Source organism: Nocardia sp. NPDC047038, from assembly GCF_040644075.1.
Taxonomy (GTDB): domain Bacteria; phylum Actinomycetota; class Actinomycetes; order Mycobacteriales; family Mycobacteriaceae; genus Nocardia; species Nocardia sichangensis.
The window spans coordinates 674,183-694,564 of sequence record NZ_JBEYVQ010000002.1 but is presented as its reverse complement, the minus strand read 5'-3'; the positions used below and the strand labels follow the sequence as shown (position 1 = coordinate 694,564).

Sequence of the window (20,382 nt, the reverse complement as noted above, 5' to 3'; positions counted from 1 at the left end):
TACTGTGTTCGCCGACCACGCCGCACCACGCGCGTCGGCGCCGACAGCGTCTCAGACCCGGTCGACCAGCGTGCTCACCGTCGCGCGCATGTCCGGCGCCATCGGCAGCTCGTCGAGCGTGCCCGCGTCGATCCAGGCGAACGCGTCGTGCTCGCCCGGCGCGAGGGCGACATCGCCGGGTTCCGCCTCCACGACGAAGCTGTATTTCCGCACTTTCGACTTGGTACGGGTGGCGTAATCGAATCCACCGAGGAAGTCGAGGACCGCGCGCATCCGCAGCCCTGTTTCCTCCAGCAATTCTCGTTCGACGCACTCGGCGAATGTCTCGCCGGTTTCGACACCACCGCCGGGCAGTTCGTACATACCGCCGTGATAGTCGTCGGCGACGCGGCGCACCACCAGAAGCCTGCCTTCGCGGAACACGGCGACGCCGACCACGAAATGCGCGATGCCATCCCGGTGTGCTTCGCTGCGGAGTTGCTGTTCGATCAGGGCGAGGTCATCGGGGTCCAGCACGTCGCTACCTCCGGTTGTCGTTGTGACGCTTGGCAATCGGGGCCGGGCCGGGATATCCGACGAGGTGGCCCGACGTTTCGACGTACCGGTTGGTTCTGCTCGCCTGCCGTTCACCTTCCGGTCGCTCGCGTAAAATGCCGAGTGCGGCACAATTTACTAGGAATGCGGAGTACCGCGGCGGAAGTGCTCCTACCCTGAATGGCGATCGGTGCACGGTCCCGAGAGGAGGACCATGATGTCCACACTCACGACACCACACATCGATGTCCACCGTGGCGGCGACCGCATGAAGACGCGGGTCTCCTGGCTGGATTCGAAGCATTCGTTCTCCTTCGGGGAACATTACGATCCCGACAACACCCACCACGGCTTGCTGCTGGTCAACAACGAGGACATCGTGTCCCCCGGGCAGGGATTCGACACCCACCCGCATCGGGACATGGAGATCGTCACCTGGGTACTCGGTGGCAGCCTGGTGCATCAGGATTCCCTCGGCCACAGCGGTGTCATCTACCCGGGCCTGGCCCAGCGCATGAGCGCGGGCACCGGCATCCTGCATTCGGAGAAGAACGACTCGTGGCGTCTGGACGGCCGCATTCCCGAACACGAGCAGCCGGTGCATTTCGTGCAGATGTGGGTGGTGCCCGACGAGCCCGGGCTGACCCCGGGCTACGAGCAGCTCGAAATCGACGACGAGCTCGCGGGAGGCGGTCTGGTCACGGTCGCCTCGGGCCTGCCCCGCTACCGCGATCGCACCGCGATCGCCATCAACAGCAGCCATTCGGCGCTGCACGTGGCGCGCATGACGAGCGCGGAGCCGGGCGCCGAGCAAGTGATCGACCTACCCGATGCGCCGTACCTGCACTTGTTCGTAGCGCGCGGGGAGGTGGACATGGAGGGGGTCGGCCCGTTGTATAAGGGGGACGCGGTGCGTTTGACCAGGTCAGGCGGCCAACGCGTGGTGGCGCGGCAGCCGTCGGAAGTTCTGATCTGGGAGATGCACGCGCGGCTCGGCGCCCAGTAGCCGGTTCGCATTAACATCCGTCCTCGGGAAGCGCGATCAGTAGGCGACCGCCGCGCACCCCGGACCACCTCGTCCGGACCGAGCATCGCGAGGCACCGACGGAGAGGAAGTCCATGTCGCAATATCCGCCCCCGCCGCCCGGTCAGTACCCGCCGCCGGGGCAATACCCACAGCCACCGGGCGGTCAGTATCCGGGCCGGCCCGACTACTGGCAGGAATCGCCGAAGGGCCGCGGCCTGGCGATCACCGCGCTGGTGCTCGGCATCCTCGCATTGCTGTTCTTCTGGACGATCATCGGCGGCTATCTCTGCGGCATCTTCGCGGTCATCCTGGGCATCGTCGCGGTGTTCAAGGCCCGCGCGGGCACCGCGGGGGGTATGGGTATGGCGATCACCGGCATCGTCCTCGGCGCGCTCGGCATCGTCGGCGCCGTGCTGCTCACCGTCGTGGGTTACAACTTCTTCATCAACTCGGGCGGCAAGGACTTCGTGGACTGCGTGAACAAAGCGAACAACGATCAGTCCAAGATCGAGCAGTGCGAGCGCGAGTGGAATCAGAAGCTGCAGGACAAGTACAGCGTCACCCTCACTCCGCCACCCGCGCCGACGCCCCGGTAGCCGAGGCGCACGCCCGGGTCGTGGCGATCACCTCGGCGAAGTCGCGGCGAAAGTCGCCGTCCGGCGCCACGACCCAGGTTCGGTAGCCGCCGTGCTCGTCGGCGGGCGACGGCAGCACGATGTGGCTGCCCGGCAGTGCGATCGACGCGCAGATCCGGAAGAGGTCGGCGAACAGCCCGGTGTCCAGATACGAGTTGTCGGTGGGGCCGGTCAGGAAGGTCCAGCGGCACGCGCGTGGATGCGCGATGACCGGGCCGGGCCGAGGTTCGGGACCGGCGGCGAGCCGCTCGAGCACCCGGCGGCCGAACTCCGCGGGCATCACGACCGCTCCGACCGAGCCGACTTCCAGCATGATGCGACCAAGGATCGGGTCCACGAGTCCGTACAGCCCGTGGTCGCCGCGATAGCGACGGCAGCGAGCGAACGCGTCCTGGATCGACGGGAAATCCGTGGACGCGAGATGCCTGCCCGATTCGATGCGCGATGTACCCATGACGAACAACCTCGCCTCGCAGTGGTGGGACGCGTGCTCGGAAGAATCGATCGCTGTCTCGACCCTAGTCGCGGGCAAGATGCTTGACAATAGTCACCGCCCCGCGCGTCCGAGTCGGCGTAGCATCCCGACACATGGCACCCGTCTCGCCTACCGTTGCCCGCTGGGAGCTGGTGCTGCGGCTGCGTGAACTGCGGGAACAGCGCGGGTTCGACTCCGCGGGTTTCGCCAGACAGGTGGGCTTCACCCCGGCCAACTGGTCGCACGTGGAGAAGGGCAGGCGGGTACTGACCACCAAGACCATCGGTCCGGTGCTCGAACTGCTCGACGTGGAAGCCGAGGAGCGCGTGGAATTGCTGGCCCTGCTGGAGGCCAGCAAGCAGCGTGGCTGGTGGGCGAAGTCCTCGGCATTGATCGGACCCGAGCTGCAACGGCTGTACGGCATGGAATCCGGCGCCCAGAGCATCCGCAGCTACGACAGCCTCGTCGTGCCGGGTCTGTTGCAGACCGAGGACTACGCTCGCGCGCTGATCAGCGCCGACGTGATGATCCGGCCGGTCCAGGTCGAACAGCTGGTGGCGATCCGGATGCGGCGCCAGGAGCGGCTGCGCGGCGCGGACCCGGTGGAACTCACCGCCGTCTTCGGCGAGGGCACGCTGCTACAGCAGACCGGAGGTCCGGACGTGCTGCGCGGGCAGTTGGACTATCTGGCCGACCTGATCGAGGAACTCGACACCGTCGAGGTGCGCGTGATCCCGTTCGCGGCCACCGCCGGCGCGGTGCTCGGCGGATCCAGTTTCCACCTCATCGACTTCGCGGGCGAACAGCTGCCGACCTTCGGCTGGGTGGAGAGCGCGGTGTTCGGCGGGGCCGTCGAGGACCCGGATCTGGTCCGCGATCTACGCTTCGCCTACCTGCGCGCGGTGGACCAATCCTTGTCGAGAGTGGAGTCATTGGCCCTGATCAGGCGCTATTCCCGCGTGTAAAATCCTGCCCATGGCCATCACCGCACGGCCGGTACGCACCGGCTGGTTCACATCGACCAGATCGAACAATGGCAACCAATGCGTCGAGGTCCGGTTCGATGGTGATGCGGTGCTCATCCGTGACAGCAAATATCGCCGCGACCCGGCAAACCGCCATGCCGAAGAGCCCGTCATCACCGTCACCGCAGCCGAATGGACCGCGTTCCTCGACGCGGTACGCATCCGCGGGCGATCGGATGGCGAATTGAGCGCGCACCCCGCCGCCGACGGCCACACCACACTGCGCCACGGCGAAGTCACGCTCACCTACACACCGGAGGAGTGGGACGCCTTCCTGTTGGGCGCGCACGACGGCGAATTCGATCGTGTCGTCTTGCCCGCCTGACTTCCCATAGGACTCGCACGCTCCGCGCGTTCCCCACATCGACGTGGGCGAACAGACCAGGAAAGACGGTTCGAGGTCGTCGCGCACGGCCGACGCACGCGCTTGTCGGCATACTGGACACCGTGACTTCCGAACTGACCCGTCCTTCCGGTATCGATCTGTCCTACCTCGACGAGGACGTGCGGGTGCAGGACGACTTGTTCGCGCACGTCAACGGCAAATGGCTGGCAGACCATCAGATCCCCGCCGACCGGGCCGTGGACGGCGCCTTCCGCGCGCTGTACGACCAGGCGGAGCTGGACGTGCAGGCAATCATCCAGAATGCCGCGGCGAGCGACGCCGAACCGGGCAGCGAGGCCCGCACGATCGGTGACCTCTACTCCAGCTTCATGGACACCGACGCGGTGGCCGCCGCCGGGCTCGCGCCGATCGCCGCCGAACTCGCCGCGATCGCGGAGGTCGGCGACAAGGGTACTTTCGCTTCGCTGCTCGGCCGGTTGCAGCGCACCGGCGTCGGGGGCGCCGTGGCCGTTTTCGTCGACACCGACGACAAGGACTCCAACCGCTATCTGGCGCACGCCACCCAGTCCGGCATCGGCCTGCCCGACGAGTCGTACTACCGGCAGGACGAGTTCGCCGAGATCCGCGCGAAGTACATCGCGCACATCGACCGCATGTTCGCCCTGGCCGCCGCCGACCCGCAGGTCGCCGGACTGCTCCCGGACGAACTCGACACCGTCGGCGCACGCGTCTTCGAGCTGGAGCGGAAACTGGCCGCCGGGCACTGGGATGTGGTGCGCCGCAGGGACGCCGAACTCAGGTACAACCTGACCACCTTCGACGCGCTGGCCGCGGACAACCCCGAGTTCGACTGGTCCGCGTGGACGGCCGCGCTGGCCGAGGGCGTCGACGCGGCAGGAGCCGAGCTGTTCGCCGAGGTGGTGGTCCGCCAGCCGGACTACCTGCGCGCGTTCGCGCGGCTGTGGGCCGACGAGCCGCTCGCCGACTGGCAGGCGTGGGCGGCTTGGCGGGTGCTCCGCGCGCGGGCGCCGTATTTGACCGACGCGGTGGTCGAGGAGAACTTCGACTTCTACGGCCGCACGCTCACCGGCGCGGAGGAGAACCGGGAGCGCTGGAAGCGCGGCGTCGGGCTGGTGCAAGACCTGCTCGGCGAGGCGGTCGGCAAGATCTATGTGGCCGAACATTTCCCGCCGCAGGCCAAGGCCCGCATGGTCGAGCTGGTGGCCAATCTGCAGGAGGCCTACCGCCGCAATATCGCCGAGCTGGAGTGGATGGGCCAGGGCACCCGGATCGCCGCGCTGGCGAAGCTGGAGAAGTTCACCCCGAAGATCGGCTATCCGGACAAGTGGCGGGACTACTCGGGCGTGGTGATCGATCCGGCCGATCTGGTCGGCAACTACCGCAGGGGCTACGCGGCCGAACACGATCGGGATCTGAACAAGCTCGGCGGTCCGGTCGACCGCGACGAATGGTTCATGACCCCGCAAACGGTGAACGCCTACTACAACCCGGGCATGAACGAGATCGTCTTCCCGGCCGCCATCCTCCAGCCGCCGTTCTTCGACATGAATGCCGACGACGCGGCCAACTACGGCGGCATCGGCGCGGTGATCGGTCACGAGATCGGGCACGGCTTCGACGACCAAGGCGCGAAGTACGACGGCGACGGCAACATGGTGGATTGGTGGACCGACGAGGACCGGGCCGAATTCGGTGAGCGGACGCGAGCGCTGATCGAGCAGTACGACGTGCTCTCCCCCAAGGACCTGCCGGACGAGCACACGGTGAACGGGCAGTTCACCATCGGCGAGAACATCGGCGACCTCGGCGGTCTGTCCATCGCGCTGCAGGCGTACAAGATCTCGCTGGGCGATGCCGCGGCGCCGGAGATCGACGGGCTCACCGGCCTGCAACGGGTGTTCTACGGGTGGGCGCAGGTGTGGCGCACGAAAGCACGGACGGAGGAGGCGATCCGCCGCCTCGCCACCGACCCGCACTCGCCGGCGGAGTTCCGCTGCAATGCGGTGGTGCGCAATATCGACAGCTTCCATGAGGCGTTCGATGTCAAACCCGGCGACGCGCTGTACCTGGAACCCGCTGAGCGCGTGAAAATCTGGTAGTTCCTCGAGCCGAGGCGGTCCGACTGGACCGTCTCGGCCGCGCGAGTGGTCAGCGCAGGCGGTCCTCCGTCCCCGCGTCGAAGAAGAAGACGTCCTCCGGTCTGGGCCGAAGATACAACCGGTCACCGAGCCGCACCTGGAAGCGGCGGTCGACGCGCGCGACCACCTTCCCGGAGCGGCTGTTCCAGTCCTCGGCGATGCCGTGGCTGTAGACGAACGACTCCGCGCCGAGTTCTTCCAGCAGTTCGGCGTCGACCGCCAGGCCGTCGGCGGGCTCCGCGGTGAACTCCCAGGACTCGGGCCGTACCCCGACTACCACCCGGGCGCGAGATTTCGCGGCGGGCGGCAGCGGTATTCGTAGGTCGCCGAGCACCGCCGCGCCGTCGCGCACCGGCGCTTCCAGCAGGTTCATGCCCGGTGAGCCGATGAATCCCGCCACGAAGGTATTCACCGGATCGTCGTAGAGCACGCGCGGCGCGGCGATCTGCTGCAACTTGCCTTCGCGCAGCACCGCCACCCGATCACCCATGGTCATCGCCTCTACTTGGTCGTGGGTGACGTACACCGTGGTGGTGCCGAGTCGTTTCTGCAAGGCCGCGATCTGCGAGCGCGTGCTCACCCGCAGTTTCGCGTCCAGGTTCGACAGCGGCTCGTCCATGCAGAAGACCTGGGGACGCCGAACGATCGCCCGCCCCATGGCGACGCGCTGCCGCTGCCCGCCGGACAGCCGGGCGGGCTTGCGGTCGAGCAGGTGCTCGAGCTCGAGCATCTTCGCCGCCTCGCGGACGCGCACCAGCGTGTCGGCCTTGTTCACGCCCGCGTTGCGCAGGGCGAAGCCCATGTTCTGCGCGACGGTCATATTGGGATACAGCGCGTAGCTCTGGAACACCATCGCCACGTCCCGTGCCCGCGGCGGCAATCCGGTGACGTCCTTGCCGCCGATCAGGATGCGCCCTTGGGCAACGGATTCCAGGCCCGCGAGCATGCGCAGACTGGTCGACTTGCCGCATCCCGACGGACCGACGAGCACGACGAACTCACCGTCGGCGATGTCGAGTTCGAGCTGGTCGACGGCAGGCGTCTGCGCGCCGGGATACCGGTGCGTGACGCCTTCGAACTGCACGGTGGCCATGCTTGTCGGTCTCCTCGGGACGAGCGCTACTTCGGCAGCTTCGGCGTGATCTGCCGATCGATGATCGCTTGCAGCTGACTGGTGACGTTCGCGAACGTGGCGGCCACGTCGGCGTTCTGCAGACCGATCTGCTCCAAGCCGGTGCCGATGATCTGGTCGCCGCCCGGTACGAACACCCGGGCGTAGTCCTGCGACTTGGTCAACGGCAGCTGATCGATCGCGACTTTCGAGTTGGGGTTCTTCGCCAGGAAGTCCTGCTCGCTCTGGTCGTTCACGGCCGACTTGCGCACCGGCATGTAGCCCGTGCCCTGCGAGAAGTACGCGGTGTTCTGCGCGTTGGTGACGAACTCGATGAACTTCAGCGCGTTCACCTTTCGCTCGTCGGAGATGCGCGCCGGAATCGCCAGGCCCGCACCGCCGGTGGTGACGCCGGGTCCGTTCGGATGCGGGAGGAAGGCGGTGCCGAAAGTCAGCTTGCCCTCGGCGTTCTTCTGGATGCCGCGCAGGTCGCCGGTCGAGGCGATGGTGGAGGCGATCACGCCGGTGCCGAAGTCGACCGCGATCTGCGGCTTGATGCCCGCGTACCTCTTGGCGTTGATCATGGTGCGCAGGAACGTGCCCGCCGCGATGGTGCCGGGGTCGTTGAACTTCAGCGTCCACTTGTCCGAGTACGCGCCGCCGAAGGTCCAGTTCGGGCCCTGGAAGGTCCAGGCGAGATAGTTCTTGGCGTCACCCCAGCCGTGCGCGAGCTTGCCCTCGCCGACGACCTCCTGCAGCTTCGGGCCCCACTCGTCGAACTCCTGCCAGCTCTGCGGGCCGCGGTCGGGCAGGCCGGCCCGGTTCCATACGTCCTTGTTGTAGTAGAACAGCGGGGTCGAGCGGGCGTAGGGCAGTGCGTAGTGCTTGCCGTTGAACTGGTAGTCGGCGACCAGGGAGTCGACGTAGTCGTCCAGCCGCACGCCCGCGTCGGCGAAGTGGCCGTCGAGCGGTTCGATGGTGCCGTTCAGCGCGTAGTTGAACCACCAGACGTCGGAGAGCACCACGATGTCCGGCAGATCCCCGCCCGACAGCGCCGCGTTGAACTTCTGCGACACCTCTTCGTAGTTCTTGCCCGCGTCGACCAGGTTCACCGTCAGGTCGGGGTACTTCTCGTGGAAGCGACGGATGAGTTCGGTCTCGAGCTCCTTCGAAGTGCCCGGGTGGTTGGACCAGAAGGTGAGCGTCTTGGCGTCGCCGGACTGTTTGCCGCCGCCTCCGGTGCCCGCGCACGCGGTCAGCGCCGCTCCCGCCGTGAGCGCGCCGGTCAGTCCGAGGAATCCGCGCCGGGTCAGCGCCGGGAACTGTGCAGTGGACACGTGGTTTCTCCTTGATCGGTTAACCCTTGACCGCACCGGAGGTGAGGCCTTTGATCATGTGGCGTTGCAGCACCAGGAAGACCACGAGGATCGGCAGCATGGTCAGCAGGGTTCCCGCCATGACCGGTCCCCAATTGGTGACGCTCGGGTTCTCGGTGTTCTGCAACAAGGTCAGGCCGACCGGCAAGGTGGCGACCGTCGTGTCGTCGGCCATCAGGAAGGGCCAGAGGTATTCATTCCATTCGTTGACCAGCGTCACGACCGCGAAGGCGACCATGGTCGGCCCGGACATCGGCAGCACCACCCTGGTGAGCAACCGCCACCAGTTCGCGCCGTCCATCCGCGCCGCCTCGATCACTTCCGAGGGCAGCGAGAGGAAGTGATTGCGCATGAGGAAGGTGCCGAAGGCGACGCCGCAGAGCGGAACGATGATGCCCTGGAAAGTGTTCCGCCAGCCGAGCTGAGCGATCAGCGCGTAGTTGGAGATCACCGTGATCTGGTTGGGCACCATCAGCGCCGCGACGATCACCAGGAATACCACCGTCTTGCCCGGAAAACGCAGGAACACCAAGCCGTACGCGCTGAATACGCCGAGCACGAACTTCACCGCGGAGACGACGCCGGTGACGATCAGCGAATTGCGCAGGAAGGTCCAGAACGGCAGCGTCGTGGTGGCCTCCCGGTAGTTCTCCGGGTGCCAGCTGTGCGGCCAGTACACGGCGGGCTGCACGTAGATGTCGGGCCTCGCCTTGAACGAGGTGATGAAGATCCAGAACAGCGGGACGCCGACGATGATCAGCACGCATGCCATCGCCGCGTAGCCGAGTAGAGTCACCGCCCGCTGCCTGCGCCGATAGGAAAGCGTCTGCACGCCAACGTCTTTCACTGCTGTCCCCGATCCATGACCCGCACCTGAACCAGCGTCACCACGAGCAGCACCAGGAACATGACGGTGGCCACGGTCGCGCCGTAGCCGGCCCGGAAATTGCGAAAGGACTCCTGGTAGACCTGGTAGACCATGGTCGTCGTGCCGGTGCCGAGCGGGCCGCCGCGGGTCATCACGTTGATGATGTCGAAGACCTGCAACGAATTCAGCAGCACCGTGATGGACAGGAAGAAGGTGGTCGGCCGCAACTGCGGCAGCAAGACCTTGGTGAACGTCGTCCAGGAGCTCGCGCCGTCGATCTGCGCGGCTTCCATCAGATCGGTCCGGATGCCTTGCAGCGCCGCCAGATAGATGACGAAGGTATAGCCGAGGTTCTTCCAGATGTAGGTCACCGTCACCATGAACAGCGCCCACCGCGGATTCTGGTAGAAGTCCGGCACGTCGTGCACGCCGAGCCGGTGCAGTGCGTCCTGGATCAGGCCGAAGCTCGGATCGAAGATGAACTGGAAAGCTACGCCGATGGCGGCACCGGAGATGACGAACGGCGCGAAGATCGCCGAGCGGACCACGTTGCGGCCGAACAGCTTCCGATCCAGCAGCAGCGCCAGCGCCAGTCCGAGCACCATGCTGCCCGCCACCGCCGCGAGGGTGAACACCACGGTGTTGGTGACGATGTCCCAGGAATCCGGCCTGCTCCACCATTCGCGGTAGTTGTCGAAACCGACGAATGTGGCGACCGGATCGGAGATGTTCCAATCGAACAGCGACAGCCGGATGTTGTCGATCAGCGGCCGGTAGACGAACAGCGCCAGGAGCGCGAGATTCGGCAGCACCAAGACCAGGAACAGGGCGTAATCCCGCCAAGGACGGTGGCGCAGACCGCGTCCCGGCGGCTGCGGCAGTACTCGCTCCGGCCTGGTACGCACGGCGGTGACTCTACGGACCGGAGCAAACAGCCGGTTACGATCGCCCGCCGTCGCGCTGAACTTCTCGCGCACGGGCCAAGTAGAGCAAAAGCCGAACACTACGATCGGCTACTTCGAGCAATTGATCGTAATGTTCGGCTTCGCGCCGCTGCGGGGTTACCGCAACTTAGTTCCAGTCCCCCAGGCCGTCACTCGCGCTGAGCGTGCCGCCCTGGGTGTTCTGCACGATCACCGGGTCGCCGCGGCGCGCGTTCTCGAAGAACCACTTGGCGTCCTCGGTGCTGACGTTCAGGCAGCCGTGGCTGGCGTTGGAGACGCCCTGCTGGGCGACCGACCACGGCGCGGCGTGCACGAAGATGCCGCTGTTGGAGATGCGGGTCGCGTACTCGACCTCGAGCTTGTAGCCCTCGGGGTCGGTGACCGGAACGCCGTAGGTCGACGAGTCCATGGTCATCTTGCGCAGCTGCTCGCCGACGATGTAGGTGCCGTTCGGCGTCTCGTGCTTGGGCTTGCCCATCGAGGTGGGCATCTCCTTCACCACCTCGCCGTTGCGGGTGATGGTGATGGTGTGCGTCTCGTCGTCGGCGGTGGTCACGAAGGCGTCGCCGATGCGGAACGAGCTGGTGGTGCCGCCCGCCTGCACCTGCACGTCGGTGTTGTCCGGCCAGAACTCGTCCGGCCGCCAGCGCACCTGCTTGTCGCCGCGCCAGTAGAAGTGTCCCGGCGCGGACTTCGAGGCGGTGATCTTGATGGCCTTCTCGGCGGCGGCGTGATCGGCCACCGGTTCCTTGAAGGTGATGATGATCGGCTGCGCGACGCCGACGACCTCGCCGTCGGCGATGTTGATCGAGGGCGGAGCGAAGTTCGCCTGCGGCTCGGGCTCGGTGGCGGCGGCGGCCGAGCCGGTGCCGATCCCCGGAGGAAGCGGTTCGGCCTGAGCAGGCGCGACGAGCAGAACACCGGCTGCCGCGATCGCGGCCGACAGCAGGACGCCCTCGCGCATCCGGCGGGCTAGCCGCGCTCCCTTGCGGGGAGCAGGCGACGACCCGGTGTGCAAAGCGGCATGCATAGGTTTCTCGTCCATTCCATCTCTCGCGCGCACGCGAACGCGCGCGTAGCGAGATTTCTTCATTTCAGCGCGGAGCCAGAAGAGCGCCCCACTGGTATCGACGGCCCGACCCGTCGTCCATTCCTACCGTCCGGACGCGCGTCGTATCCACCCGCGTTTCAGATTGATGCAGCACCAGTGCTTGTTGTGGCATGGGTCACAAACACTCTGATTGGGTATCGAAGCGGGCAAATGTGCCGGTCACGACGGATCGGACAACCTCGGAGCGCAATCGCTCGATTCGCGAAAGACGGTTCACAGCAAACTTATTAGTGACGAAGCTCACTGACCACGTCGAACAAAATCGGGCGACGCGGACCGGTCGCGATATTGTGCGGCACCGAGAGCGGGACGCTTCCGCGCGCATACCGCGGGGCGAGCCACAGGCTTACCCGCGCCAGGATGGTGGCCAGCGCGATCCGCAACTCGTAGTCCGCGAGGGTCGCGCCGATGCAGCGCCGATGGCCGCCGCCGAACGGCGCGAACTCGAACGGCCGGTAGCGGCAGTCGGCGAAGCGGGACGGGTCGAAGCGCCCCGGGTCGGTCCACACCTCGGGATCGGAGTGCAGCAATGGCACCGCTATCCCCATCGTCTCGCCCGGTGCGAGCGTGATGCCGCGCAGCGCGAACGGTTCGGTCAGCCGGCGCAGGACGATCGGTACCGGCGGGTGCAGCCGCAGGGTCTCCTGGCAGACGGCATCGAGGTAGGGCAGTGCGGCCAGCTCCGCCGGACCGGCCTCCCGACCGGCGCCGTCGAGCTCGCGCCGCAGGCGGGCCAGTGCCTCGGGTGCGCGGTGCAGCCGGAACAGTGCCCAGACCAGGGAGGTCGCGGTGGTCTCGTGCCCGGCAACCAGCAAGGTGCGTATCTGCTCGCACAACTCGTCATCGGCGTCGTCGGGATAAGCGGACAGCAACATGTCGAGCACGTCGGCGGATGGTGTCTCGGGATGCTGACGCCGGTGTGCGATGTCGGCTCGGATCAACCGATCCAGTCGCTCCCGTGCGGCGCGGAACCGGTCCCACGGCCCGTGCCCGTGCAGTCCGCGGCGCAGCGTGGGCAACAGCAGCAACGGCCCGGAGAACGCGGTGATGAAGTCCGTCACCGCGGTGGTGTACTCCGCTTGCCGCCGCGGGTCGCGTGCACCGAACACCACCGTCGTGATCACCCGGAGCGTGAGGGCTCGCGCCGCCGCCCGCGCATCGATACGCGTACCCGCCGCCCACTTCTGACCGCTCTCTCCGGCCAGCTCCCGTACGGTGGCTTCCTGGATCAACGCGCCGTACTCCCGTATCCGGGCACTGTGAAAGGCGGGGGTGAGCAGGGCGCGGTCGCGGCGATGGCGCTCGCCCGAAGCCAGGATCAGCGACGCGGCGCCGACCATCGGTTCGATCGGATTCGGTCGCGGCGGCTCGGAGAACATCACCGGCGAGCGGAACAGCTCGCGGGCGCCGGCGGCCGTCCCGGTGAACAGCACCGCGCCGAAGCCGGGAAATCGAACGTAGAACGGGTCGCCTTCCCGCGCCCTGCGCCAGCGGAAGTACCGATCGAAATCGCTGCCCGCGGCCAGGGCGTGCAGCACGGTCGCGCGCGGCACACGCGGTCCCGCCCGGCAGGCACCTGCCTCGGTTCGTGGTGTGCTCACGTCCATACCGAGAAACACGAGGCCGCGACCGGAGCGGTTCGAAGCTAGCCCGCGGCCTGCTTGTGCTTGCGCACCGTGCCCTGCGCCGTCGCCGCCAGCCGCGCCAGCCTGGCGTCGCCGAGCGCGGTCACCATGCTGCCGAGCCCGTTGGTGACGAACGCGATCGACATGCGGAGATCCGGATCGGCGTACGCGCCGGACCCGCCGACGCCGTAATGGCCGAACGCGTGCCTCGGCTGCTGCTTGGACATCAGTACCGGGCGGTGGTAACCGAGTGTGAAATGAATCGGCACACCGAGTACGTAGTCCCGGCTCTGGGTGGGCTGCACCTGCCCGATCGTCTCGATCGTCCGCGGATCCAGGAACCGCACGGTCTGCTCGGCGCCGACCCCGGGCGGCTTCCGGTCCGCATTGGCTGCGTAGACCACGCCGCCGTTGGCCAACGCGCCGTACATACGCGCCAGTGCGCGCGCGGAGAACACGCCATTCCAGCCCGGCATCACCGCGTCGTGCACCCGGGGGTCGTGGACCAGTTCGTCGAAGCTTTCCGGCATGCCCGCCTCGGCCAGGCCGCGCACCGGCCGCACCCAGGACAGTACGGAGGAGGCGGTGTTCCAGCGGATTCCCGGCGGTCCGAGGTGGCGGTAGATCTTGGCGATCCGGTGCCGTTCGGATTCCGGGACGCGGAACCAGTACTCGTCCATGCCGAGCGGCTCGGCGATCTCGGTGCGCAACACCTCGGTGAACGGTGTGCCCGTCGCCCGTTGCACGAGTTCGGCGACCAGCCAGCCGAAGGTGATCGCGTGATAGCCGGAGGTACGGATGCGCCGGGGGTCCGCCGGACTCTCGGCCAGGGCGCGGACCACGGCGTCGTAGTGCAGGATGCCTTCGCGGCCGGGAACCAGGCCGCGCACCCGGTGCAAGCCGGCGCGGTGGCAGAGCACGTCACGGACGGTGATGTCGTCTTTACCGTGCGCGGCGAACTCCGGCCAGTACTCGGCCATCGGAATGTCGTAGTCGATCAGACCCCGTTCGGCCAGGCGGTGGACGACCGTCGAGGCCACGCCCTTACCCGTGGAGAAGGTCAGCGCGACGGTATCGCCGTTCCAGCGCCGCTCCTTGTCCGCCCAGCCTGCCCAGATATCGACCACCGGCTTGCCGTCGAGGTAGACCGCGAGCGCCCCGCCACCGCGCGCAGGCTGAGCGAACAGGCCGAAGAACTGATCTGCCAGCCGGATGAAACGCGGATCGACCAGCATTTCATGCGGTGCCGCCAGCTTTCCGCTGGCCGAATCGGCGGGTTCGAAGTCGTCTGCCGCCATTGCCGAAACCATGGGGTCACCTCCTGACCGCCGTTAGCCGGGCTGGTCAACCAGGGTAACCCGTTCCATGGGTGCGCCAGAGCCCAAAAGGCGTGGCGAGGCACGCGTCGCCGCTGTCGGCATTCCACGCGAAGGCCGCCGCGCCCAGACAGACGACCGTCTGTTCGGCGGTCTCCACCCCCGCTCGCGACCCTGCCAACGCGATCGAGATCGCGAACGTCCGCATGTCCGGTTCCGTGGTCGAGGTCATGGCGACGGCGTCCGGGCCGAGACCGAGCGCGACGGGGATCCCGCCCGCGCCCTCGCTCGCACCGACGCCTCCCGCCGCGCCGATCCCGATGGCCGTCGCGCCCGAGGTCGCGTTGGCGTAGCCCACACCGTCGATCCCGGTGGCACGGGCCTGGCCGTAGCTATCGGTCGCCGCGCGGCAGGCCGTCTCCCCATCGATGAGGGTGACATCGGTTCCGTGCTCGGATCGGCAGTGCACATCGGTGGCGGCAGCCATACCCGGAACGAAGAGGGAGCCTCCGATCGCGGCGGTCGAACACGCGATTGCGCTGATCAGCTTCACCGGGGACTCCTCTCGCACCAGAAAACCCACCATACCCAGAGCTCTTGGCGGCGGTTCGTTTCCGGCTCCGGCTCGACGTGCGCTCGGTCGATGGTGTATTCATGGCGTGGTATTTCAAGCGCAGCATGGCAACTTCGGATCACGGGGGCGTGAGTTCGCCGGCGTTACAGCTCGGGAGGACTGTACGTGTCTCGTCAACTGACCTGGGGTCGTCTCGCTTTCGCCGGATTGGCCGTCGCGGCCGGATTGTCGCTGGTCGGCTGCACTTCCACGATCAGCGGTACCGCCCAGCCTGCCGTGGACGGGACGATCGACGCGGTGTCGGTGACCAACACGCCGAAGCCGTCCTCGGGCAGGCCGACGCCGAGCACCAGCAAGCCGACGCCGAGCAAGCCGAGCGGAAACACCGATTTCGACGCGAGCATCGGCGACTGCGTGAAGCTCGGCGGCACCACCACCAACGCCACCATCGAGAAGGCGTCGTGCGGCAGCCGCGAGTCGAACTACAAGGTGATCGCGAAGGCGGCGAAGAGCTCGCAGTGCAGCAGCGACGCCGACAACTACTACGCCGAGACCGTCAACGGCATCGAGCAGGGCGCGCTGTGCCTGGACATCGACTGGGTGGTCGGCGGCTGCATGGACGTCGGCGGTGACGACCCCAAGCGCATCGACTGCACCGGTTCCTCCCCGGTGAAGGGCGTCAAGGTGGTCAAGCGCGTGGACAGCGCCGATGACGTGAACGTCTGCGGCAGCGGCACCGGATACGTCTACGACAAGCGCCGTTTCGTCATCTGCGTCCAGGAACTCTGACCCGGACTTCCCAACGCCTGCCTGCCACTAGGTTGGGGTAGGTGAGCACCACCGAGCTACCGCGGCTGCGGTCGGGCACCGGTCGTTGGATCCTGCTGGCCACCATCCTCGGATCGTCGGTCGCCTCGCTCGACGCGACGGTCGTCAACATCGCGCTGCCGCGGATCGGGGAATCACTGGACACGGACGTCGCCGGGCTGCAATGGACGTTGAACGGCTACACCCTGACCCTCGCCTCGTTCATCCTGCTCGGCGGCTCGCTCGGCGACAAGCTCGGCCGTCGCCGGGTCTTCGTCTGGGGCACTGTGGCTTTCGCGGTCGCCTCGGTGCTGTGCGGCGTCGCGACGACCATCGAGTTGCTGGTCGCGGCCCGGATCCTGCAGGGCGTCGCGGGCGCGATGCTCACACCGGGCAGTCTGGCTCTGATCTCCTCGTCCATCGATCGCCGAGATCAAGGCGCGGCGATCGGCCTGTGGTCCGGCTTCGGCGGTGTGGCGGGCGCGCTCGGCCCGTTCCTCGGCGGCTGGCTCATCGACATCGCGGGCTGGCGCTCCATCTTCTTCCTCAACGTTCCGCTGACCCTCGTGGTCGTGCTGGTCGCGTTGCGGCATGTGCCAGAGAGCCACGATCCCGACGCCGCCCCCGAACTCGACGTGCCCGGCGCATTGGTGGTGGCGCTGGCGCTCGGTGCGCTGACCCTCGGACTGATCGACAAGATGCCCGTCCTCGTCGTGGCAGGCGTCGCGCTGCTGCTGGCGTTCGTCGTGATCGAACTGCGTAGCGACCACCCGCTGGTGCCGCCCTCGCTGTTCCGCTCGCGGGTGTTCACCGCGGCGAACCTTGTGACGCTCGCGGTCTACGCCGCCCTCGGTGGCGTGTTCTTCCTGTTGGTGCTGGAACTGCAACTGGTGGCGGGGTACTCGCCGCTGATGTCCGGCGTCGCGACCGTGCCGATCACGTTGATCATGCTGGCGCTGTCGGCTCCCGCCGGGCGCTGGGCGCAGCGGCACGGACCGCGCATCCCGATGACCACGGGACCGCTGCTGGCGGCGGCGGGCCTGGTGCTGTTGCAGCGCATTGGGCCCGACACCACGTATCTCACCGATGTACTGCCCGGTGTTCTCGTCTTCGGGCTGGGGCTCGCCGCGCTGGTCGCGCCGCTCACCGGTGCGGTGCTCGGCGCGGTGCCGGCGAGCGAGGCGGGCATCGCCTCGGGCGTGAACAACGCCGTGGCGCGCACCGCGCAACTGCTCGCGGTGGCGGCGCTGCCCGGACTCGCGGGCATTTCGGGCGCGCTGGGTGATCCCGCCGCCTTCGACCAGGGCTTCGCCACCGCGATGTGGCTGAGCGCCGGGCTGTTGGTGACCGGCGCGGTGCTCGCCGCCGTATTGCTGCGTCCCGAGCGGCACGCACCCACGCTGGACAGCGTCGACTGCATGCCGCAGTGCGCGGTCGCGGGTCCGGCGGTGGCGCCCAGCGAAAAATGAGCGGCCCGAACGCGTCGCTCGCGTTCGGGCCGCTCGTCGGGTTCGCCGGCGATCAGATCGGGATGTAACCCGCCCCGACACCGCCGCGTCCGTTGATGTCGGCCATGATCGCGCTCATGTTGGTCCCGACCTCAGGACCGAAGCAGGCGATGGCCAGGTAAGCGTTCACCATGCCGACCAGCGTCGTACCGACGACGACCGGCGCACCGGAGTCGCCTTCGACCACGCACATCTGGCTCCAGGTCTCGACGTTCGTCCGGAAGACGTCACCCCAGGCGAGACCACAGGTGTTGCCGGTCGTGCGCCCTTCCTTGCAGACGATCTGCGGGAAGCTGGCAGGCGCACCGACTCCGGTGATAGTGACGTTGCCGACCCGGTTCACCGGGGTGATCTTGCCCGGATCGAACTGGATGACGGCGTAGTCGAGATCGTGGTTGGAGTAGGCGAACCGGCCGATCACGCCAGAGCCCCGATCGGATTCGGCGTAGACCTGTGCGCCAGGGTCGCCGCAGTGACCTGCGGTCAGGCCGACCAGACGGCCCGCGTTGTCGTGGCCGACCGTCGTGACCGTGCACTCGAACTGGTTGTCGATGATGATGCCGGATCCACCGCCCAACACCGGCGGGCCCGGGTCGGCGTTAGCGGCCCCTGCGCCCGTGCCGAGCAGCGCCGCGCCCAGGGCGACGGCGAAGGCGGCGTTGGCCACCTTGGCGAGTTTGCTGAACATGTCCCTCCAGACGTCGGAAGCCCGCACGATATCAATCTGTCGCACCCATCGTGTCAGTAATCGGTCTCGGGCGCGTCACCACTACGGGGTTGTCCCCACTGCTCGGGGCTTCAATCCTATTTCATACAACTGTGATCAAATGTATCTTACGAGCCCAATAGCGATTCGCTATCGCAATTGTGAAAATCGCGTGGCCGTTCGTGCCTCGATGATAGTAAGGAGGCGTCGCGTTGGTCTCCGGAAACAAATCCGATTTTCGATGAGAATTATCCAAAGTAATTCGCCGAATGACCGGAAGCGATCGGGCATTCCTGCAGTTCGGCTGTAGCTTGTGCCAGAGCTCGGCTGGTCAACTTTGGTGTGGTTCCCAATGTTCCGCGCCCTAACCATTGCTTTCCGGCAACGGTGAGGAACATCTATGACTGCGATCACAAGTGGATGGTGTGTTCTGCACTACTCCGTAGTAAGGTGCGTCAAGCAAACGAGTCGCCGGGGCTACCAACCGGCGTCGAGGAGGATTAGCCAGTGCAGTCGACCGAGAGTCCACCATCAGGGTCACGGTTCAGTGGTGCGGTCGATTGGACGAGGTCTTACTGGCAAGATCATCCCAAGCGTTCGCTGGAGACCTTCGGCAGACAGATCACGATGGGCTTCGCCGCTGTCGCCGAACTGTTCGTCTCGATTTTCCGCAGGCGCTTCCCTTTCGCTGAGTTCGTCCGGCAGTGCGCGTTCATGGCCAGCGTCTCCGCGGCGCCCACGCTGCTGGTCGCCATCCCGATCGGCGTCATCGTCTCGATTCAGGTCGGCTCGGTCGCCGGGCAGGTCGGCGCCACCTCGTTCATCGGCGCGGCCAACGGCCTCGGCATCATCCAGCAGGGCGCTCCGCTGGTCACCTCGCTGATGATCGCGGGCGCCGTCGGCTCCGCGGTCTGCGCCGATCTCGGCTCGCGCACCATCCGCGAGGAGATCGACGCCATGAAGGTGATGGGCGTCGATCCGATGCGCAGGCTGGTCGCTCCGCGTCTGGGCGCGGCGATGCTGGTGAGCGTGCTGCTGTGTGGCTTCGTCGTCTTCGTCGGCTTCTTGACCGGCTACATCTTCAATATCTTCGCGCAGAACGGTACGCCGGGTTCCTACGTCGGCACCTTCTCTTCGTTCGCGGTTACCACCGATCTGCTTGTCGCTCTGGCGAAATCGCTGATTTTCGGTCTGCTGGCGGCAATCATCGCCTGCGACACCGGATTGAACACCCGGGGCGGTCCCGGCGGTGTCGCGAACTCGGTGAATTCCGCCGTGGTGAGCTCCGCCATCATGCTGTTCGGGGTGAACCTCATCATCACCCAGGTTTACAACGCACTATTCCCGTCACAGGTGGTCTGAGCCGGTGTCATCAACCTATGTACCGCCGCTGCTGCGGCCTCTCCAGGCGTTCCGGAAAACCGCGCAGGCTCCGGTCGATCTGCTCGCCAGGCTCGGCCACCAGGTGTTCTTCCTGTTGCGTTCGATCGGCTCGATCCCGCTGGCGCTGCGGCACTACCCCAAGGAAGTGTGGCGCCTGCTTTCGGATGTCACCTGGGGCAACGGCAACCTCGTCGTCGGCGGCGGCACCATCGGCGTCGTCGTCATTCTGAGTGCGTTCGGCGGCATGACCGTCGGCATCCAGGGTTACAACTCGCTGAACCTGCTCGGCCTGAGTCCGATCACGGGTGCGATCTCGGCGTTCGCGACGACTCGCGAACTCGGCCCGCTGCTGGCCACGCTGGCCTTCGCCGCTCAGGCGGGCTGCCGGTTCACCGCGCAGCTCGGCGCCATGCGCATCTCCGAGGAGATCGACGCGCTGGAGTCCATCGCCATCCGGCCGCTGCCGTATCTGATCAGCACCAGGATGTTCGCGTCGATGGTGGCCATCATCCCGCTCTACTGCCTCGGCCTCACGATGGCCTACGTCTCCTGCTCGCTGACGGTGCAGCTGATCGGCGGCACCGCCACCGGCACCTACCAGCACTACTTCTACCAGTTCCTCGTCCCGACCGACGTCATCTATTCGCTGATCAAGGCGATCCTGTTCGTTGCGATCACCACGTTCATCCAGTGCTACTACGGCTTCTTCGCCTCCGGTGGCCCCGAGGGCGTCGGCGTGGCCGCGGGCCGCGCGATCAAGATGTGCATCATCGCGGTCGTTTTCGCGAACCTGTTCATGACATTGGCGATCTGGGGCGTCAACCCCGGCATCCGGATCTCGGGGTAGACACC

The 20,382-nt window shown here is 66.8% G+C and carries 20 protein-coding genes; 9 read left to right on the top strand and 11 right to left on the bottom strand.

The window, feature by feature from the left end:
- Window positions 1-51: 51 nt before the first annotated feature.
- Window positions 52-516: an NUDIX domain-containing protein gene (locus ABZ824_RS11445; RefSeq protein ID WP_355078844.1), complete on the bottom strand. Its 465-nt coding sequence runs from the start codon at window positions 514-516 to the stop codon at window positions 52-54.
- Window positions 517-751: 235 nt separating this feature from the next.
- On the opposite strand from ABZ824_RS11445, the gene ABZ824_RS11440 reads away from it, so the two are divergent.
- Window positions 752-1,540 (top strand): pirin family protein, encoded by a 789-nt coding sequence (locus tag ABZ824_RS11440; protein WP_355078967.1) that lies wholly within the window; start codon window positions 752-754, stop codon window positions 1,538-1,540.
- Between the two features lie 113 nt (window positions 1,541-1,653).
- Window positions 1,654-2,157 (top strand): DUF4190 domain-containing protein, encoded by a 504-nt coding sequence (locus tag ABZ824_RS11435; protein ID WP_356963215.1) that lies wholly within the window; start codon window positions 1,654-1,656, stop codon window positions 2,155-2,157.
- On the opposite strand, the gene ABZ824_RS11430 is transcribed toward ABZ824_RS11435, so the two are convergent.
- Complete coding sequence (locus tag ABZ824_RS11430; RefSeq protein WP_356963213.1) at window positions 2,126-2,650, bottom strand: hypothetical protein; 525 nt, start codon at window positions 2,648-2,650, stop codon at window positions 2,126-2,128. The genes ABZ824_RS11435 and ABZ824_RS11430 overlap by 32 nt on opposite strands.
- A gap of 134 nt (window positions 2,651-2,784) precedes the next feature.
- On the opposite strand from ABZ824_RS11430, the gene ABZ824_RS11425 reads away from it, so the two are divergent.
- The 3 genes from ABZ824_RS11425 (at window position 2,785) to ABZ824_RS11415 (ending at window position 6,162) form a co-directional block, all read left to right on the top strand.
- The gene (locus ABZ824_RS11425) at window positions 2,785-3,636 is read left to right on the top strand and encodes a Scr1 family TA system antitoxin-like transcriptional regulator (RefSeq protein ID WP_355078847.1); all 852 of its coding nucleotides are present in this window, start codon (window positions 2,785-2,787) and stop codon (window positions 3,634-3,636) included.
- Between the two features lie 10 nt (window positions 3,637-3,646).
- Complete coding sequence (locus tag ABZ824_RS11420) at window positions 3,647-4,021, top strand: DUF397 domain-containing protein (RefSeq protein ID WP_355078848.1); 375 nt, start codon at window positions 3,647-3,649, stop codon at window positions 4,019-4,021.
- 122 nt (window positions 4,022-4,143) lie between these two features.
- Window positions 4,144-6,162 carry a M13-type metalloendopeptidase gene (locus ABZ824_RS11415; RefSeq protein ID WP_356963211.1) on the top strand — a complete coding sequence of 673 codons (2,019 nt, stop codon included), beginning with the start codon at window positions 4,144-4,146 and terminating at the stop codon, window positions 6,160-6,162.
- A gap of 49 nt (window positions 6,163-6,211) precedes the next feature.
- Here the strand turns inward: ABZ824_RS11415 and ABZ824_RS11410 are convergent, their stop codons facing one another.
- From ABZ824_RS11410 to ABZ824_RS11375, 8 genes are all read right to left on the bottom strand, one after another.
- Window positions 6,212-7,294, bottom strand: coding sequence for an ABC transporter ATP-binding protein (locus ABZ824_RS11410; protein WP_356963209.1), 1,083 nt, complete (start codon window positions 7,292-7,294; stop codon window positions 6,212-6,214).
- A gap of 26 nt (window positions 7,295-7,320) precedes the next feature.
- Window positions 7,321-8,649 (bottom strand): ABC transporter substrate-binding protein, encoded by a 1,329-nt coding sequence (locus ABZ824_RS11405; RefSeq protein ID WP_355078851.1) that lies wholly within the window; start codon window positions 8,647-8,649, stop codon window positions 7,321-7,323.
- Between the two features lie 19 nt (window positions 8,650-8,668).
- Window positions 8,669-9,460: a carbohydrate ABC transporter permease gene (locus ABZ824_RS11400; protein ID WP_356963491.1), complete on the bottom strand. Its 792-nt coding sequence runs from the start codon at window positions 9,458-9,460 to the stop codon at window positions 8,669-8,671.
- A 71-nt stretch (window positions 9,461-9,531) separates the two neighbouring features.
- Entirely contained in the window at window positions 9,532-10,461 is a 930-nt protein-coding gene (locus tag ABZ824_RS11395) for a sugar ABC transporter permease (RefSeq protein WP_356963207.1), read from the bottom strand.
- A 166-nt stretch (window positions 10,462-10,627) separates the two neighbouring features.
- Window positions 10,628-11,464, bottom strand: a complete 837-nt coding sequence (locus ABZ824_RS11390) for a L,D-transpeptidase (RefSeq protein ID WP_355078971.1) — start codon at window positions 11,462-11,464, stop codon at window positions 10,628-10,630.
- Window positions 11,465-11,838: 374 nt separating this feature from the next.
- A complete protein-coding gene (locus tag ABZ824_RS11385) occupies window positions 11,839-13,212 on the bottom strand; it encodes a cytochrome P450 (RefSeq protein ID WP_356963205.1) in 1,374 nt (457 codons plus the stop codon).
- 44 nt (window positions 13,213-13,256) lie between these two features.
- A complete protein-coding gene (locus ABZ824_RS11380; RefSeq protein WP_355078973.1) occupies window positions 13,257-14,471 on the bottom strand; it encodes a serine hydrolase domain-containing protein in 1,215 nt (404 codons plus the stop codon).
- Window positions 14,472-14,580: 109 nt separating this feature from the next.
- Window positions 14,581-15,105, bottom strand: a complete 525-nt coding sequence (locus tag ABZ824_RS11375) for a DUF6764 family protein (RefSeq protein WP_356963203.1) — start codon at window positions 15,103-15,105, stop codon at window positions 14,581-14,583.
- 186 nt (window positions 15,106-15,291) lie between these two features.
- Here ABZ824_RS11375 and ABZ824_RS11370 point away from each other — a divergent pair, with 186 nt between their 5' ends.
- Window positions 15,292-15,915, top strand: coding sequence for a hypothetical protein (locus ABZ824_RS11370; protein ID WP_356963201.1), 624 nt, complete (start codon window positions 15,292-15,294; stop codon window positions 15,913-15,915).
- 41 nt (window positions 15,916-15,956) lie between these two features.
- Window positions 15,957-17,402 carry an MFS transporter gene (locus tag ABZ824_RS11365; RefSeq protein WP_355078856.1) on the top strand — a complete coding sequence of 482 codons (1,446 nt, stop codon included), beginning with the start codon at window positions 15,957-15,959 and terminating at the stop codon, window positions 17,400-17,402.
- Window positions 17,403-17,454: 52 nt separating this feature from the next.
- Here the strand turns inward: ABZ824_RS11365 and ABZ824_RS11360 are convergent, their stop codons facing one another.
- A complete protein-coding gene (locus ABZ824_RS11360) occupies window positions 17,455-18,129 on the bottom strand; it encodes a S1 family peptidase (RefSeq protein WP_356963199.1) in 675 nt (224 codons plus the stop codon).
- 525 nt (window positions 18,130-18,654) lie between these two features.
- On the opposite strand from ABZ824_RS11360, the gene ABZ824_RS11355 reads away from it, so the two are divergent.
- Together ABZ824_RS11355 and ABZ824_RS11350 are read left to right on the top strand one after the other, a co-directional pair.
- Entirely contained in the window at window positions 18,655-19,509 is an 855-nt protein-coding gene (locus tag ABZ824_RS11355; protein WP_355078858.1) for an ABC transporter permease, read from the top strand.
- A 4-nt stretch (window positions 19,510-19,513) separates the two neighbouring features.
- Window positions 19,514-20,377 carry an ABC transporter permease gene (locus ABZ824_RS11350; RefSeq protein ID WP_356963197.1) on the top strand — a complete coding sequence of 288 codons (864 nt, stop codon included), beginning with the start codon at window positions 19,514-19,516 and terminating at the stop codon, window positions 20,375-20,377.
- Window positions 20,378-20,382: the final 5 nt, after the last annotated feature.

What these genes read in the sequence shown, in the direction of transcription:
- ABZ824_RS11440 (WP_355078967.1), top strand. Translation starts at nt 752, where the DNA reads ATGTCCACACTCACGACACCACACATCGATGTCCACCGTGGCGGCGAC.
- ABZ824_RS11435 (WP_356963215.1), top strand. Translation starts at nt 1,654, where the DNA reads ATGTCGCAATATCCGCCCCCGCCGCCCGGTCAGTACCCGCCGCCGGGG.
- ABZ824_RS11430 (WP_356963213.1), bottom strand. Translation starts at nt 2,650, where the DNA reads ATGGGTACATCGCGCATCGAATCGGGCAGGCATCTCGCGTCCACGGAT.
- ABZ824_RS11425 (WP_355078847.1), top strand. Translation starts at nt 2,785, where the DNA reads ATGGCACCCGTCTCGCCTACCGTTGCCCGCTGGGAGCTGGTGCTGCGG.
- ABZ824_RS11420 (WP_355078848.1), top strand. Translation starts at nt 3,647, where the DNA reads ATGGCCATCACCGCACGGCCGGTACGCACCGGCTGGTTCACATCGACC.
- ABZ824_RS11410 (WP_356963209.1), bottom strand. Translation starts at nt 7,294, where the DNA reads ATGGCCACCGTGCAGTTCGAAGGCGTCACGCACCGGTATCCCGGCGCG.
- ABZ824_RS11400 (WP_356963491.1), bottom strand. Translation starts at nt 9,460, where the DNA reads ATGGCATGCGTGCTGATCATCGTCGGCGTCCCGCTGTTCTGGATCTTC.
- ABZ824_RS11390 (WP_355078971.1), bottom strand. Translation starts at nt 11,464, where the DNA reads ATGCGCGAGGGCGTCCTGCTGTCGGCCGCGATCGCGGCAGCCGGTGTT.
- ABZ824_RS11380 (WP_355078973.1), bottom strand. Translation starts at nt 14,471, where the DNA reads ATGCTGGTCGATCCGCGTTTCATCCGGCTGGCAGATCAGTTCTTCGGC.
- ABZ824_RS11360 (WP_356963199.1), bottom strand. Translation starts at nt 18,129, where the DNA reads ATGTTCAGCAAACTCGCCAAGGTGGCCAACGCCGCCTTCGCCGTCGCC.